Origin of the sequence: uncultured Nonlabens sp. (assembly GCF_947495285.1) — a bacterium.
Lineage (GTDB): Bacteria > Bacteroidota > Bacteroidia > Flavobacteriales > Flavobacteriaceae > Nonlabens.
This window is the reverse complement of record NZ_CANLXZ010000032.1, coordinates 21,605-38,841: the sequence shown is the minus strand read 5'-3', so window position 1 is coordinate 38,841 and position 17,237 is coordinate 21,605. Positions and strand designations below refer to the sequence as shown.

The window sequence follows — 17,237 nt, the reverse complement described above, 5'->3', positions numbered from 1 at the left end:
CATTGATTTATGCTTTCTACAATATTCTATACTACTGGCTAACTCATTAAAATAAACATGTCTCGTAAAGACATCTACCCAGTTAACTGTTGCAAAACTTACAAAGTAAGCACCACTTTTATCATGGAATTTATACTTTCTACTCATCAACTAAATGTACGGAAAGTTTAAATAATTTATTATGATTAAAATTTTTAAAATAATAAAGTCCATACGTGTTGTATAAACTTTATTGTTCTTATTATTTTACTCATGCTCGGTACTAGTTACAAACTAGCACTAGCGGCTTTGGATACTGGCGCCAGCAGGGGTTATTACAACAATTCAAAGAAGTAGAACAAATGAATGAGGATGATAGAGGTACTATTAAAACACTTATTGATGCATTTATCACTAAAAGAAAAGTGCAAAAACTAGCACAATAAAAAAACCACCCTGCACAGGTGGCTCTTTTTTATCTCTTAACTCATTCTATTCTCTAAAGTATCTTCCTCTCTTTTGGAGAGGATAAGAGGTGAGGCAAAAAAGCCCCTACATCACTGTAAAGACTTCTCTATATTCTTTTAAATACTCTTACTTACTCATGCTCGGTACTAGTTACAAACTAGCACTAGCGATCATACTAGCGCCAGCAGGGGATTTATGCTTTCTACAATATTCGATACTACTGGCTAACTCATTAAAATAAACATGTCTAGTAAAGACATCTACCCAGTTAACTGTTGAAAAACTTACAAAGTAAGCACCACTTTTATTATGGAATTTATACTTTCTACTCATCAACTAAATGTACGGAAAGTTTAAATGATTTATTAAGATTAAAATTTTTAAAACAAAAAGTATGTACGTGTTCTACAAACTTTATTGTTCTTATTATTTTACTCATGCTCGGTACTAGTTACAAACTAGCACTAGCGGCTTTGGATACTGGCGCCAGCAGGGGCACTAGCCGCAGTGGATACTCGCGCCAGCAGGATCGATAATCCATTTGCAAAAGAACAACCACCGCCAAATAAATATATACAAGGGGTTCTATTTTGAAAAAACAATAAAACAGCTAATCAAACCAGTAAAATGGTTAGGTTTGATATGTCTTAAATTTATTTAGGACAGGATTGTTTTAAAACAAAAAGTATGTACGTGTTCTACAAACTTTATTGTTCTTATTATTTTACTCATGCTCGGTACTAGTTACAAACTAGCACTAGCGGCTTTGGATACTGGCGCCAGCAGGGGATTTAATACCTTGAACTCCTTTAGCAGCAGGCATAAAATTAGCGAGTCCCATCAATCCATGTTCAGTAATCTCGGCATCATTCAAACCTCTTCCTGACAATGAAGTTATTTCATTATCAAAAGGATTGAAAGCTTGACCCATAACATTGAGATCATTTGCTATTCCGTATGTCAGATCTCCTAAAAAAGTGCCAGAATTTTCCCAATCGTCAGCCCATGTATCAGTTAAGCTTGAAGAATACACCTCTGCTGGCGGTGTTCCTACGTTTGTTCCCCAATCAGCTCTGATACCAAAAAGACTTGAAAAATAATTATTCTCTTCATAATGATTGTTAACATCAATAATCGATTTACCTATATACTCATTACCTCCTAAATCTGCATCATCAGCAGATCTTACATTTTCATCCCAGTAATAACCATTTTCTCCCAAAACATAATCCTCTTTACTCATACCAGTAGGATCCGTATATCTTATGGGATTGTTACCAGCGTACAAATAAGGCTCCATAGTTTGCTCTGCGAGTGGATCGACATTCATCCAACGTCCAAGAGCAGGATCGTAATTTCTTGCAGAAACATCATACCAATCCAGTCCAAGTTCTTCGTTAAATTCTTTTCCTCCAAACTTGTAAGGATGATCAGCTGTTTGCGCTAATCCGTAACCCTTATGTTCAAGTCCAAAGGGATAGTAATCATTAAAAAAGAATTCATTTCTTAACATTTACCAATAATAACAAAAAAAGGCTGTCTTGCGACAGCCTTTTAAATACATTTTTTAACTAACTAATAATTAGTTATTAATAAAACGGAATTCTGTACGACGGTTTGCTTTGTGCTCACGCTCAGTACAAGAAACACCATCTGCACAACGATTCTTTAAACGATTCTCACCATAACCGTTAGCTACTATACGAGATGCGTTGATACCTTTAGAGATAAGATAGTTTGCAACAGACTGTGCACGTCTTTCAGATAGAGCCTGGTTAGAAGTTCTTGAACCTTTAGAGTCAGTATGAGATCCTATTTCTACTTTAGAACCAGGTGTATTGTTAAGTGCAGCAAGAAGTTTTACATCGATTTCTCTTTTGTCAGCAGCTGTCAAAGTAGCACTACCAGTTGCCCAGTTGATCGCAAGACCATTGTACTCGATTAATTCACAGTCTACCTCAGACCATACTGTAAGACCACCTTTAGAAACTAATCTCTCACGAGATACAGACTTAGAAGTAGCAGGAACAACAGTTTCTGTTGTAGCAGCATCTGTCTTTAATACCGTTTTAGTAATGTTAGCATATTCTGCAGGGATTTCAATTTCTTCAACTCTAGCTGGTTGATCTACTACTTGTACCGTATAAGTACCTGATTCCTCTGCTACTGGAGAACGATTAATAGATGCATCGCTTTCAAGTGTAGTTAAAGATACCGTAGTATACTCAGCTGGATAACCTTTATAACACCAGTAACGACAGTCATCTGGGTTAGAAGAAGTACATTCTGCTGGTGGTACTGAACTCATTTCCCATTGTGCATAAGCTGGCTTCACCTCTACAGTTTCAGTAGTTTCACCAAAGGTAGCTGGCACGATAGCAATAGTAGAACTTGCTTGTTTCTTAAGGTAAGTTCTAGTTTCAGTCTTATAAGTTGCTGGAATTACTTTTAATTTCTTAGAAGCTTCTTTTACAAGAACTTTTTCTGTTACAGTTTCATAAGTAGCTGGAACAACTTTTAAAGTTTTATAAGCCGGTGTTGCAACTAAGCTTACCGTTTCATTTTCATAAACGTCAGGTGTTGTACAACGTACGTAACATTTTCCTGGCTCTGGGTTAGTAGGTAAATCTTGAGCAAAAGCAAAACTTCCTGCCGCAACCGCTACTAGGGATAGTACTAATTTTTTCATTTGGAATAAATTTGATTAATATATAACTCAAAGGTCTTTTAAATTTATAGTAATCCAATTAAATAGCTAGTAAAAATATATTATGTTGGATAAAGAGCTTTTTTTACCGATAAATCGCATTTCTACTATGTATCTCATAGTTGTATTGCATAATTCTTAAATAACTGGATTACCGCAACATGATCCTTTTGAGTATAGTCTAAATGGGTTACTAACCTTAACTTACCTTGCCCCATATTGCTTATTATCAGATTATTAACCCTACAGTATTCCATCACTTGTAATTCATCTACTACTTCAAAGATCACCAGGTTAGTTTCTACCTTTTCTACCTTAATAACATAGGGTAAGGTTTTAAGTAACTCTCCTAATTCTTTGGCTCTATCATGATCTTGTTTTAATCGATCAACATGATGGTCTAATGCATAAATAGCGGCTGCTGCCATGTACCCTACTTGTCTCATACCACCACCTAGTATTTTACGCACGCGCATTGCTTTTTTCATGATTTCCTTCTTACCTGTAAGAACGGTTCCTAGAGGTGTCCCCATTCCTTTTGAAAAACATACAGAAATGGTGTCAAAGATTTCTCCATATTCTTTTGGGTCCTGCCCAGTAGCTACTAGGGCATTCCATAAACGTGCGCCATCTAGGTGTAATCCTAGTTTATGGTCATCACATACTTTTCTTATCTCCTTAAAAGTGTTCATGGTATAACAGGCACCACCACCTTTATTTGTGGTGTTCTCTAAGCATACTAAGCTGGTTAATGCACTGTGATAAAAATCTGGCGGATTTATAGCCGCCTCTACCTGAGCAGCAGTCACCATACCTCGATCACCGTCTAATAATCTTCAAGAAACACCACTATTAAAAGAGGCTCCTCCACCTTCATAATTAAATACATGAGCATATTTATCACATATTAATTGCTCTCCTGGCTGAGTATGCATTTTTATAGCAGCCTGATTTGCCATACTACCGGTAGGAAAAAATAAGGCATCTTCCATGCCGAACATATTTGCAACACGTCTCTCTAATTCATTAACCGTGGGGTCTTCCTTGTACACATCATCTCCTACTTGTGCATGGAACATGGCCTCGATCATTTCTTTACTAGGTTTTGTTACGGTATCGCTTCTTAAATCTATCATATGTTTATGTTGTAGTTACGCTTTCGCGAAAGCGAGATAAAAATAATATCTATACCGTATATATGTATCTGTTGTGGCAAATAATTTAATTCTATTTTTGCAAGCGACCAAAATAGAACTATGATTACTGCCGAACAGGTTAAAGAATTACAAGAACGTGTTGAAAAATTAAAGGATTATCTACAAATTGATGCCAAACAAATTGAGATAACTAACCTGGAAGAGAAGACCTTTTCACCAGATTTTTGGAATACACCCAAAGATGCCGAGGTCATCATGAAACTATTGCGTACTAAAAAGCAATGGACTACAGATTATGCGACCGCTGTAACTCTTACTGAAGATCTAGAAGTACTCTTTGAGTTCTTTAAAGAAGATGAAGCTAGTGAAGAAGATGTAATGGCAAAGTATGATGCTACTAATGAACTGATTGAAAAATTAGAGTTTAAAAACATGCTTTCTAACGAGGGTGATGACATGAGCGCTGTTTTACAAATCACCGCCGGCGCTGGTGGTACAGAGTCATGTGACTGGGCAGAGATGCTTATGAGAATGTACATGATGTGGGCAGAAAAGAATGGTTATAAGGTTAAAGAACTTAACTTTCAGGCTGGTGATGTGGCTGGTATTAAAACAGTTACTCTAGAGATAGAAGGTGATTATAGTTTTGGCTGGTTAAAAAGTGAAAACGGTGTACACAGGTTAGTGCGTATATCTCCTTTTGATTCTAATGCAAAACGTCACACCTCTTTTGCATCTGTATATGTATATCCACTGGCAGATGATTCTATAGAAATAGATATTAACCCAGCTGATATCAATTGGGATTTTGCTAGGTCTAGTGGAGCTGGTGGTCAAAACGTGAATAAAGTAGAGACTAAGGCTATTCTTACTCACCACCCATCTGGTATAGTAATTCATAATTCTGAAACGCGTTCTCAACTAGAAAATCGTGAAAAAGCGATGCAAATGCTTAAATCACAGCTTTTTGAAATAGAATTACAAAAACGTAATGCCGCTAGACAAGAAATAGAAGCTGGTAAAATGAAAATAGAATGGGGATCTCAAATACGTAATTATGTATTACATCCTTATAAACTTATTAAAGATGTAAGAACAGGACATGAAACTGGTAATACAGACGCTGTTCTTAATGGAGATCTAGATGCATTTTTAAAAGCTTTTTTAATGGAGAGTAGTAAAGAAAAACCTAGTGAAGAGCTTTAACGTAAATTTAGCAATGTCTGATTAACCCTTCAGATAGATTTGCCGTCTTAGTACAAACTCTATGATGGTTATGAAAAACATTATTACCTTACTCTTCTCGTTAACAGCTATATTAGTCTATTCACAAAATTCAAACACCGTTGTTATACAGGGCAAACTAGTTGATCAAATTTCTAGTGAGCCTCTTGAATTTGCTACTATTTCATTTATTAGTGATTCTCCTAATAAATCTCCACAAGGTGGTGTTACTGATCTAGATGGTAATTATCAATTTAATGTTACTCCAGGTATTTACACCATAAAATGGGAATACATTACTTTTAAAAGCATTATTAAAACAGGTCAGGTTATTGATGCTGATAAAGATTATGGTACGATCGCTCTAGAACAAGACATTGCAAAGTTAGATGGTGTACTCATAGTAGCAGAGAAAACTACTGTAGACATACGACTAGATAAAAAAATATATAATATAGGTAAAGATTTAACCGTACGTGGCGGTAGTGCAAGTGATGTGCTGGATAACGTTCCATCAGTATCTGTAGATGTAGAAGGAAATGTTGCTTTAAGAGGTAATGATAACGTTACTATTCTTATTGATGGTAGACCTAGTGCTCTAGTAGGTTTTAACGGTGCTGAGGCATTGAGACAGATACCTGCAGACGCTATTGAAAAAATAGAAGTCATTACTTCTCCCAGTGCAAGATATGATGCTGAGGGTACTGCTGGTATTTTAAATATAATTCTTAGAAAAAATAAACTAATAGGTTTTAACGGTACATTACAGCTAGATACTGGTTATAATCCTCAATTAGGTCTTTCCTTTAATGGTAATCTAAGAAATGAAAAATGGAACTTTTTTACTAATACAGGTTTTAGATACAGAGAGACTCCTGGTAATTCTAAAACAAATACAACATATCCAGTTGGTTCTGCTTTAAATACATTTGTAAATGAAGAACGCGATTTTAACCGTTTAGGTAGAAACTTTTTTACAAGTCTAGGTGCAGAATACTTTATCAATGACCAGTCTAGCATAGTAGCAAATATCGTTTACCGCATAGGTAATGATGACGATGTGAATACTAACGTTATTGAACGTCTCGATGAAAATGGTAATTTAAATGAAGCTACTACTCGTATAGAGACTGAAGCCGAAGATGATACTAGAGTACAATATTCTATTGATTATAAAAATGATCTAGATAGTACCGGCCAGAAAATCACAGCAAGTATGCAATACTCTACTTCAATAGAAGATCAAAATGCAGATATTCTCGAGACAGAAACTACTACTAACACTATTAATGATGTAGAAAGAACCCTAAGTGATGAAGATGAGCAAAATGCTACAGCACAAATGGATTATGTATTACCTATAGGAGAAGATACTCAATTTGAGGCTGGTTATAGAGGTAACTACCGTGATATAAGCAATTCTTTTTTCTTAAAGGAAATAGCACAAGAAGATTTACCTAACGGACCTTTACTTCCAGATGTAGGACTTAATAACACCTTTGATTATAAAGAACTAGTAAACGCTATTTATGGTCAGTATGGTAAAGAATTTGGTGAATTTTCTTTCCTTGCAGGTTTAAGGTTTGAGCAAACTAATGTTACTATTTCTCAAGCCACTACACTTACAGAAGATAAGAAAGATTACGGCAGCCTATTCCCTACTCTTAATTTAGGATATGAGATACAGGATGGCGAGAATATTACTTTGGGCTATAACAGACGTGTGAGAAGACCTAGAGGTCGTCTCTTAAACCCTTTCCCGAGTAGGTCTAGTGAGTCTAACGTATTTCAAGGTAATGTAGATCTAGATCCCACTTTTACTAACTCTATAGATTTAGGTTATTTAAAAAGATGGAGTAAATTTACTTTTAATACATCTGTTTATTATAACCGTAGTGATGCTAACTGGGAGTTTATTCAAGAAGATACAGGCACTATAACAGATAATGGTGATCCAGTTATACGACGTACTCCCGTAAATTTATCTACTCAAGAACGTCTAGGTTATGAATTAACTATAATGTACAGACCATTTAAATGGTGGACTATCAATACAGATTTTAATATTTTTAACGTAAGTACGGACGGTATATATGAAAATACTATAAATGGAGAAAATGTAATTATCGATTTTGACTTTGAAAACATAACTTACTTTGCTCGGTTAAATCAAAAATTTATTATCCCATCAGGTATAGATCTACAAACTAGATTAAATTACCGTGGAGCATCTGCAAATGCTCAAGGTACTAATGAGGGAATATTTACAATGAATCTTGCCGCGAGTAAAGATGTATTGCAAGAAAGAGCGACTATTTCTATAAACGTAAGTGACTTATTTAATAGTCGTAAAAGACAAAGCACACGATTCGGACAGCCCATAATAGATCCTTTAACTATGGAAGAGGTTCCTGCTTTTAGAACTGTGAGTGAGTTTCAATGGAGAGAACGTCAGATTAATTTAAGCTTTGTATATCGATTTAATCAAAAAAAGAAAAATTCTCGTAGAGGCGATGGTGAAGGTGTAGATGACTTTGAATTTTAAGCATCAAACTTTGACTTTATTTTACCTCTTTCTCTATATTTACTGTAGCCTTACCTAAAATTAGGTAGCTTACTTTCATTACAAGTAGCATCTACTGTGATCTTGCTCTGGGCTATCCATAAAATCACTCCATTTATCATAGAGAATCTTATTTAAAGCATTGTTATCTAGAAATTATACCAGCTCACAAAGCAACTGACCTATGATTTTAAAATAAGTCAAACGTTCAAAATATAAATATATCACACAAGAACGATAATCAAGATTGCTGTTGAGTTGCTCTACTAGTTTTTATAAAAACAACAACGGTAACAATTTAAAAACAAAGTGCCTGCACATAATCCATGAGACTAAAAATTTGACGTCTTCCTTATGATCTGTTTTGAGATAAAAAATCGATAGTAGTCCTTCCTAAGAATGGCTAGAGTTTATTTTACGAGATCTATCTGTAGAAAACGAGTGTAAAATAAATCATCAACCTCGATGATGGAAAAAGAGAGCGACGAGCTGGTAAGTCAGAAATCCTATGTAGTATTCTAAGTCATTTAAAAGTAAAACCCCAATTTCAGGCAGGAATGCCTTCTTTTGGGGTTTTTGTTCTTATACCTGTACTAAAATATTTTGTGTAGTAAAGGATGAGATACACTGTTAATAAGCCTAAATCCGATTAATGAGTTGAGGATTTAGTTGATTTATTTTACATCAAAACGATCTGCATTCATGACTTTATTCCATGCTTTTACAAAGTCATGAACCATTTTTGTTTTACTATCACTACTTGCATAAACCTCTGCAATCGCTCTTAATTCTGTATTAGAACCAAAGATAAGATCTACACGAGTACCTGTCCATTTTAAGTGACCAGTCTTACGATCGCGACCTTCAAATAATAAATCTGAAGATGACTTAGACTTCCATGTTGTACTAAGATCTAACACGTTAACAAAATAATCATTTGTTAGCTGTCCTGGTGTATCGGTAAATACACCATAGTCCGACGCATCAAAATTTGCAGCCATTGCTCTTAATCCACCTACTAAAACTGTCATTTCTGGAACAGATAATCCTAATAAACTAGCCTTATCAACTAGTAAATCTTCACCAGCTATTTTCTGTGAGCTATTGATGTAATTTCTAAAACCGTCTGCACGAGGTTCTAAATAAGTAAAAGATTCTACATCTGTCTGTTCTTGAGTAGCATCTCCTCTACCAGCTGTAAAAGGTACAGTGATATCGTGCCCAGCATCTTTTGCAGCTTTTTCCACACCTGTGTTACCTGCTAGTACGATCAAGTCTGCCATGGAAACTTGTTTATCTCCACTTTGCGCTGCATTAAATGCTTCTTGAATACCAGCTAGAACATCTAGTACTTTTCTTAATCTTACTGGGTTATTTGATTCCCATTGATTTTGAGGCGATAGTCTTATACGACCACCATTTGCTCCACCACGTTTATCACTATCTCTATAAGTAGATGCACTAGCCCATGCTGTTGCTACCATCTCATTTACTGATAGACCAGAATCTAGAATTTGTTCTTTTAAAAAGGAAAGATCTTTTTCATTAACTAATTCATGTTTTACCGTAGGAATAGGATCCTGCCATAATTCTTCTTTTTCTGGAACGTGATCTCCTAAATATCTAGAAGAAGGTCCCATATCCCTATGTGTTAATTTAAACCACGCTTTTGCAAATGCATCTTCAAATTCTTCTGGATTATCTCTAAAATGTTTAGAGATTCTTAGGTATTCTGGATCAGTCTTAAGAGCTATATCTGCTGTAGACATCATAAGATCCTGACGTTTTGAAGCGTCACCAGCCATAGGAGCCTGGTCTGCATTAGAAGCAGCAGTAGGTTTCCACTGGTGAGCACCTGCAGGACTTTTAGTTAATTCCCATTCATAATCTAGTAATACTCTAAAATAGTCATGATCCCACTTATCTGGATTAGGCGTCCATGCTCCTTCTAGACCACTAGTAATGGTATCATCACCATGACCAGTACCATAAGAACTGTTCCATCCCGTACTCATTTCTTCTATTTTTGCACCAGCAGGTTCTGCTCCAGTATATTTATCTGGATCTGCTGCACCGTGTGCTTTTCCAAATGTATGACCACCTGCAACAAGTGCCACAGTTTCATAATCATTCATAGCCATACGGCCGAAAGTTTCTCTTATATCATGTGCGCTACCTATTGCGTCAGGATTTCCATTAGGTCCTTCTGGATTTACATAGATTAAACCCATGTGAGCGGCTCCTAACATTCCTTCTAACTCACCTGTTTTATATCGCTCTTCATTACCTAACCATGTAGTCTCACTACCCCAGTAGATATCTTGTTCTGGTTCAAATGCATCTACACGTCCACCAGCAAAACCTAATTTTTTTAATCCCATAGATTCCATAGCAACATTACCTGCTAGAATCATAAGATCGGCCCATGAGATACTTTTACCGTATTTCTGTTTAAGTGGCCATAATAATAATCTAGCCTTATCTAGGTTACCGTTATCTGGCCAGCTGTTTAAAGGAGCAAAACGTTGATTACCTACACTTGCGCCACCACGTCCATCTCCTACTCGATAAGTACCAGCACTATGCCATGCCATTCTAACAAATAAACCACCATAGTGTCCATAATCTGCAGGCCACCAGTCTTGAGAATCGGTCATCAAATGTGTCAAATCTTTTCTCAATGCTTCTATATCTAAGCTTTTAAATGCTGCCGCATAATCAAAATCTGGATCCATGGGATCTGATTTTGTAGCGCTTTGACGTAGAACATTTAATCTTAACTGGTTAGGCCACCAATCGTTATTTTTTGTTCCTTGTCCAGCAGCTCTAGTTGCACCACCGCCCATAAATGGACATTTTGAAATATCTTGAGAATCATTTATGTCCCAGACTTTTGAATTTTTATCACTCATAACTACGGTATTTCATTAATTAAATCGTTCAAATATATTTTAATTCTGAAAGTGTTTTGATTTTTTATAACTGTTATAATTAAGTTTACTATAAGTAAAAACTATTATAAAAACACAAATCATAAACCAGTACTATCATATGTTTTTAATTCTAGGCACTCTGGCAAGTAAAGCTATGCCTATTAAAAAGAAAACTATTAAGAATAAAATTGGTAATCTCATAGAACCGCTCAATTCTCCTACTATAGCAAATATGAGCATACCTATAACGATACCTATTTTTTCAGCAACATCATAAAAGCTAAAATAAGAAGCCGTATCAGGATTATTATTGGGAATCATTTTAGAATAGGTACTTCTAGATAGCGATTGTATAGAGCCCATCACAAGACCTACAAAACCAGCGGTTATATAAAACTGTAACGGTGTTACCACAAAATAACCATAAATACATATAACTGCCCATAAGATATTTATTACGATTAGGGTTTTGATGTTACCTAGCTTTCGCGAAAGCTTACTAGCTAACCATGCTCCTAATATGGCCACCAGCTGTATGAGAAGTATACTGATTATTAATCCCATGGTTGCCCCATCTTCTTCCCACTCTACTTCTTCTGTACCAAAATAAGTAGCGACTAACATGACTGTTTGTACTGCCATGCTGTAGATAAAAAATGCTCCTAAATAGCGTTTCATTTGTATATCTTCAGAAAGGTTGTTCCATATTTTTTTTAATTCTTTAAAACCATTGGTTAAAATGTTCTTTACTTGGGTACTATCCTTTTTAGTTCCTAGGGGCAAATATTTATAGGTATATTGTGCAAAGCCCATCCACCAGAATCCTACGAGGATGAAAGACAGTTGTATCGCATCTAATTTAAAGAACGAATTTTCAAGAAAAGTATCCTGTAATAATCCATTATCTGGGTAAAAGCCACCTTCTATTAAAATAAGACATATTATAAGGAGCAAAACACTACCTATGTATCCCATAGAAAAACCTTTGGCACTTATGGAATCTTGCTGTTCTGGAAAAGCAATATCTGGCAGGTATGAATTGTAAAATACCAGACTACCCCAAAAACCGATTAAAGCCATCATATAGACCAATAAACTGAGCCATAAATAATCAAAACTGAATAATGATAGGCCTATACAACTTAATGCGCCTAAATAACAGAAGAATTGAAGAAATCGTTTTTTCTTTCCAGAGTAGTCTGCTATTCCAGATAAAATGGGTGATATAATACTAACTATTAAAAAAGCGATGGCAGTTGTCACAATTATTATAGACTCATTATTAACGTCCTTAAGTATTTCTGGCACTTTTCCTTCTTCATATGCTTTCATACTTATGTAGGCATAGAATATAGGGAAGATGGCACTGTTAATTACTAGTGAGTAAACAGAGTTAGCCCAATCATAAAATGCCCATGCATTTAATAATTTTTTAGAGCCGCGAGGTAAAATTTGTTTCATAAAAAAAGGGTTCTAGTAAGAACCCTTTAAAAGTATGATTATTAAATTACTTAAACATTAAGTAAAGAATAAACTTATTATTTGAATGATGTAACACCATATTTTGCGGCCTCTGCTTTTGCTAGTGGAGCAAGTTCCTTAAGATTTGCTATACGGCTATCGTTAGATGGATGTGTACTTAAAATTTGAGGAGTAGACTGTCCACCACTATTTGCCTTCATACGTCCCCATAAAAGAGCACCTTCGTCTGGGTTATAACCGGCCATCGCAGCTAGATAGAGTCCTATTTTATCTGCTTCAGTCTCATGAGATCTAGAAAACGGCAACATACCTCCTACTTGAGAACCAACACCATACGCTTGATTAATTAAGTTTTGTGTTCCTGACTCCAGACCTGCTACTTGTGATCCCACAGCTACTCCAGTACCTATAATAGACTGCCATTGAGAGGCACTCATACGCTGTCCTCCATGGTTAGCCAGTGCATGCGCAACTTCATGTCCCATGACTATGGCAACACCTGTCTCATCCTGACAAATAGGTAAAATACCTGTGTAAAAAACTATTTTTCCACCTGGCATAGCCCATGCATTAACCGCAGGATCATTAACTAGATTATATTCCCATTCATATCCTTCTAAATACTCAGGATGACCTATTGCATTTAACCATCTTTGAGCCGCCGTTTTTATTTTCCCACCTACCGTTGCTATCATCTTAGAGTCTGGTGTACCGGTAATAACCTTGTTCTCATCTAGAAATTGATCATATTGAGAGAATGCCATCGGGAAAAGACGGTCGTTTGCTATAGGTTTTAATGTCTTTTTACCAGTAAACACATTTGTAGCACAAGAAGAAAGAAACAAGGTTACAGTGAGTGCTAATATAATAGTCGTCTTTTTCATATTTCTAATTTTTACTACTTACAATTTGTTGAACTTTTTTAATATCGATGCCATGATGAGATTCCGTATGCACTATTTCTTTATTATAAATAATGATTACTTGAGGAGATTGATGTACCACATTTAATTTTTGAGCTACAGCATTACTGACATCTCTATATGATAACAGGTCTAGTAAATAATAAGTCACATTGTCATCATTACTTTCATAACCTTTTTGAAACTGATTAAAAACCATTCTAGAAATACCACATCTTGTGCTGTGCTTAAAGATTACTTTGGGTTTGATACTAGAATTTTTAATAATATTATCTAATTGATCGATGGATTCTAGAGTATCCCATTGTATACCATCCATCTCTTCCTTTGCAATATCTCGCTGTGATCTAAACAGCTTGTCTATAAATCCCATATGCTATTAATTTTATCGCTTTCGCGAAAGCGGAATAAAAACATACTCCACCGCTAGTTAAAATCTAAGTTACAAAGATAGGCTATAGCATCATAAAATCTCACAATGCTTTTATAAACAGGTCATAATGTCTGTTAAAACGCTGTATAAATCTGTCTAAATGTCAATTTTTAAAAAAGGTATAAGAATTGACTACTACCCCACGTAACAGAGTACAACTAAAATAATATATATGAACCCAAATAAATTAACTATAAAATCCCAAGAGGCTTTGCAGCAAGCACAGCAACTTGTACAAGAGTACGGACAACAACAAATCCAGAACGCACATTTATTACTTGCGATAACTATGGTAGACGAGAATGTACTGCCCTTTTTATTCAAAAAACTGAATGTAAATTTAGACTTAATTATACAACTACTTAAAAGTCAAATCAAATCGTTAGCTAAGGTAGAAGGTGGAGATCTAGAACTATCTAGAGAGACTAATCGAGTTTTAAACGCATCTATGACGCTGGCCACAAAAATGGGCGACGATTATGTAAGTATAGAACACTTATTGATATCGATGTTTGATGGTAAATCAAAAACTGCACAAATTCTAAAAGATCAAGGGGTTTCTAAAAAGAATCTAGAAATGGCGATTGAAGAATTAAGAAATGGCAATAAGGTAGATTCACAAAATGCCGAAGAAACGTATAATAGCCTTAATAAATACGCAAAAAACTTAAATAAACTAGCAGATCAAGGTAAACTAGATCCGGTTATAGGTCGCGATGAAGAAATACGTCGCATTCTTCAAATACTTTCTAGACGTACAAAAAACAACCCTATGCTAGTGGGAGAACCTGGTGTAGGTAAAACTGCAATAGCCGAAGGACTCGCACATCGTATAGTAGCTGGTGACGTCCCAGATAATCTTAAGGATAAACAAATATTCTCTCTTGATATGGGAGCGCTTATCGCAGGTGCTAAATATAAAGGAGAATTTGAAGAACGATTAAAAGCGGTAATTAAAGAAGTAACCAGTAGTGCTGGAAATGTAGTGCTATTTATAGACGAAATTCACACACTAGTAGGTGCTGGTGGCGGTGAAGGTGCCATGGATGCTGCAAATATTTTAAAACCTGCCCTAGCACGTGGTGAACTGCGCGCGATAGGTGCTACTACTCTAGACGAATATCAAAAATATTTTGAAAAGGATAAAGCTCTAGAAAGACGCTTTCAAAAAGTAGTGGTGGATGAGCCTGACACAGAAAGTGCTATTTCTATACTACGTGGTATAAAAGATAAGTATGAAACACACCACAAAGTACAGATTAAGGACGAGGCGATTATAGGTGCTGTAGAATTATCGCAGCGTTATATAACAAACAGGTTCTTACCAGATAAAGCCATTGATTTAATGGATGAGGCTGCGGCAAAACTACGTATGGAAATTAATTCTAAACCAGAAGAACTGGATGTACTCGATCGTAAAATAATGCAGCTAGAAATAGAAATAGAGGCTATTAAAAGAGAAAATGACGAGGTAAAATTAAAGAACTTACGCTCTGAGGTGGCAAACTTAAAAGAATCTCGTAATGAACTTAATGCTCAATGGGAAAATGAAAAAAGTGTAGTTGATAACATTCAGAATGCAAAAACTAACATAGAGAACTTTAAACTAGAAGCAGATCGTGCAGAGCGTGATGGAGACTATGGTAAAGTGGCAGAGTTGCGATATGGTAAAATCAAACAAGCTCAAGAAGAATTAAATGGATTACAAGCTGCAATGGAGGCAAATGATAATTCTAATAACCTCATACAAGAAGAGGTTACTTATGAAGATATTGCTGAAGTAATAGCAAAGTGGACTGGTATACCTGTGACTAAAATGTTACAAAGTGATAGAGAAAAACTTCTCAAATTAGAAGAAGAACTTCATGAACGTGTTGTAGGACAAAGTGAGGCCATACAGGCGGTAAGTGATGCTGTAAGAAGAAGTCGCGCTGGTCTACAAGATCAGAAAAAACCAGTAGGGTCATTTCTCTTTTTAGGTACTACAGGAGTAGGAAAAACAGAACTAGCTAAAACACTAGCCCAGTATTTATTTAACGATGAGAATTCTATGACTCGCATCGATATGAGTGAATATCAAGAAAGACATAGTGTGAGCCGTCTAGTAGGTGCACCACCAGGATATGTAGGTTATGATGAAGGTGGACAACTTACTGAAGCGGTAAGAAGAAAACCTTATAGTGTGGTATTACTAGATGAAATAGAAAAAGCACATCCAGATACCTTTAATATTCTATTACAAGTTCTGGACGAAGGTAGATTAACAGATAATAAAGGACGTGTTGCTGATTTTAAAAACACAATCATAATCATGACCTCTAACATGGGATCTGATATTATCCAACAAAAATTTGAAAATTTTAATGGAGAAATAGAGACCTTAATCGACTCCACAAAAAATGAGGTAATTGCTGTTCTTAAACAGCGTGTGCGCCCAGAATTTATTAACCGTATTGATGATATAGTGATGTTTACACCTTTGAATCAAATAGAAATAAAAGAAATAGTACGTTTACAGTTTAAAGGAGTTACTAGACTTCTCGCACAACAAGGTATTATAATAGATGCCACAGATCAAGCTATTGATTTGTTAGCAAAAAAAGGTTATGATCCACAATATGGTGCAAGACCAGTGAAGCGTGTTATTCAAAAAGAAGTCCTTAATGAACTCTCTAAAGAGATTTTATCTGGAAAAATTGCGTCTGATAGTATCGTTTTAGTAGATGCTTTTCAAAACGAATTAGTTTTTAGGAATCAGACGGAAACTGTAGATGTCTAAAAACTGATAGTAGTCCCTCCTAATAGCCACCTATTCTTAAATTGAGATTTAGGTGGCTTTTTTTGAATAGAAAAAGTAAAAAACTGTTTTAAAACTTAAAAAACTATGCTTCATATCATTCATTTACCATCTTTGATCCAGAATGCGCCACATAACATGGTGAATTCTTTAAATCTTAAATATTAACATAATTCAGTATTTAAATCTATCTATGTATCGTTATTTTCTTAAATAGATGTTACTAAAGTGCTCGCTTATATCCCTACTTAAAACGGCTTTTTAATTAATTTTTATCATCTATTAAAATAATAAAAAACACTATACCATACACCATATTATATATTAATAATCAATAGATTAAATAAAAATATTTAAATTATTATAGAATCGTATTCTTATATAAGTCGATAATTAATTAGCTTAAATAATAGATACATCTAGATCTTATTAAAACATGAGTTAAACAGCATCTAATCGATGTACAAAATGACTAAAAAAACTAGGCCTAGAAGTACATAATTATATTAATCGTTAAAATTTAATTGTTTTTTAATCAATTTAATAAGCAGTCTATTTCTTATATTTAAGC

At 35.1% G+C, this 17,237-nt stretch carries 9 protein-coding genes and 3 pseudogenes; 3 read left to right on the top strand and 9 right to left on the bottom strand.

The features are described from left to right. The 5 genes and pseudogenes from Q0838_RS12145 to Q0838_RS12125 form a co-directional block, all read right to left on the bottom strand. Positions 1–147: pseudogene (locus Q0838_RS12145) on the bottom strand (transposase); the annotation flags it as partial. 492 nt (positions 148–639) lie between these two features. Continuing rightward, positions 640–780, bottom strand: a pseudogene (locus tag Q0838_RS12140) (transposase); the annotation flags it as partial. A gap of 424 nt (positions 781–1,204) precedes the next feature. Then, on the bottom strand, positions 1,205–1,960 hold the full coding sequence (locus Q0838_RS12135) for an RHS repeat-associated core domain-containing protein (RefSeq protein ID WP_298955485.1): 756 nt from the start codon (positions 1,958–1,960) through the stop codon (positions 1,205–1,207). 69 nt (positions 1,961–2,029) lie between these two features. Then, a complete protein-coding gene (locus tag Q0838_RS12130; protein ID WP_298955482.1) occupies positions 2,030–3,136 on the bottom strand; it encodes an OmpA family protein in 1,107 nt (368 codons plus the stop codon). A 134-nt stretch (positions 3,137–3,270) separates the two neighbouring features. Next, a pseudogene (locus tag Q0838_RS12125) lies at positions 3,271–4,290 on the bottom strand (GntG family PLP-dependent aldolase). Positions 4,291–4,410: 120 nt separating this feature from the next. On the opposite strand from Q0838_RS12125, the gene prfB reads away from it, so the two are divergent. Beyond that, the gene (gene prfB, locus Q0838_RS12120; RefSeq protein ID WP_298955479.1) at positions 4,411–5,517 is read left to right on the top strand and encodes a peptide chain release factor 2; all 1,107 of its coding nucleotides are present in this window, start codon (positions 4,411–4,413) and stop codon (positions 5,515–5,517) included. Between the two features lie 70 nt (positions 5,518–5,587). Beyond that, on the top strand, positions 5,588–8,080 hold the full coding sequence (locus tag Q0838_RS12115) for an outer membrane beta-barrel family protein (protein WP_298955477.1): 2,493 nt from the start codon (positions 5,588–5,590) through the stop codon (positions 8,078–8,080). A gap of 692 nt (positions 8,081–8,772) precedes the next feature. Here the strand turns inward: Q0838_RS12115 and katG are convergent. The 4 genes from katG to ytxJ all read right to left on the bottom strand — a co-directional run bounded on the left by katG (position 8,773) and on the right by ytxJ (position 13,809). Then, positions 8,773–11,010, bottom strand: a complete 2,238-nt coding sequence (gene katG, locus Q0838_RS12110) for a catalase/peroxidase HPI (protein WP_298955474.1) — start codon at positions 11,008–11,010, stop codon at positions 8,773–8,775. Between the two features lie 135 nt (positions 11,011–11,145). Continuing rightward, entirely contained in the window at positions 11,146–12,492 is a 1,347-nt protein-coding gene (locus Q0838_RS12105; protein WP_298955471.1) for an MFS transporter, read from the bottom strand. Between the two features lie 77 nt (positions 12,493–12,569). Then, positions 12,570–13,397 (bottom strand): M48 family metallopeptidase, encoded by an 828-nt coding sequence (locus Q0838_RS12100; RefSeq protein ID WP_298955468.1) that lies wholly within the window; start codon positions 13,395–13,397, stop codon positions 12,570–12,572. A 4-nt stretch (positions 13,398–13,401) separates the two neighbouring features. Continuing rightward, entirely contained in the window at positions 13,402–13,809 is a 408-nt protein-coding gene (gene ytxJ, locus Q0838_RS12095; RefSeq protein WP_298955465.1) for a bacillithiol system redox-active protein YtxJ, read from the bottom strand. A gap of 232 nt (positions 13,810–14,041) precedes the next feature. Here ytxJ and clpB point away from each other — a divergent pair, with 232 nt between their 5' ends. Beyond that, on the top strand, positions 14,042–16,648 hold the full coding sequence (gene clpB, locus Q0838_RS12090; protein ID WP_298955462.1) for an ATP-dependent chaperone ClpB: 2,607 nt from the start codon (positions 14,042–14,044) through the stop codon (positions 16,646–16,648). Positions 16,649–17,237: the final 589 nt, after the last annotated feature.

Excerpts from the sequence above, each read along its gene's own strand:
- Q0838_RS12135 (WP_298955485.1), bottom strand. The coding sequence starts at position 1,960 with ATGTTAAGAAATGAATTCTTTTTTAATGATTACTATCCCTTTGGACTT.
- Q0838_RS12130 (WP_298955482.1), bottom strand. The coding sequence starts at position 3,136 with ATGAAAAAATTAGTACTATCCCTAGTAGCGGTTGCGGCAGGAAGTTTT.
- prfB (WP_298955479.1), top strand. The coding sequence starts at position 4,411 with ATGATTACTGCCGAACAGGTTAAAGAATTACAAGAACGTGTTGAAAAA.
- Q0838_RS12115 (WP_298955477.1), top strand. The coding sequence starts at position 5,588 with ATGAAAAACATTATTACCTTACTCTTCTCGTTAACAGCTATATTAGTC.
- katG (WP_298955474.1), bottom strand. The coding sequence starts at position 11,010 with ATGAGTGATAAAAATTCAAAAGTCTGGGACATAAATGATTCTCAAGAT.
- Q0838_RS12105 (WP_298955471.1), bottom strand. The coding sequence starts at position 12,492 with ATGAAACAAATTTTACCTCGCGGCTCTAAAAAATTATTAAATGCATGG.
- Q0838_RS12100 (WP_298955468.1), bottom strand. The coding sequence starts at position 13,397 with ATGAAAAAGACGACTATTATATTAGCACTCACTGTAACCTTGTTTCTT.
- ytxJ (WP_298955465.1), bottom strand. The coding sequence starts at position 13,809 with ATGGGATTTATAGACAAGCTGTTTAGATCACAGCGAGATATTGCAAAG.
- clpB (WP_298955462.1), top strand. The coding sequence starts at position 14,042 with ATGAACCCAAATAAATTAACTATAAAATCCCAAGAGGCTTTGCAGCAA.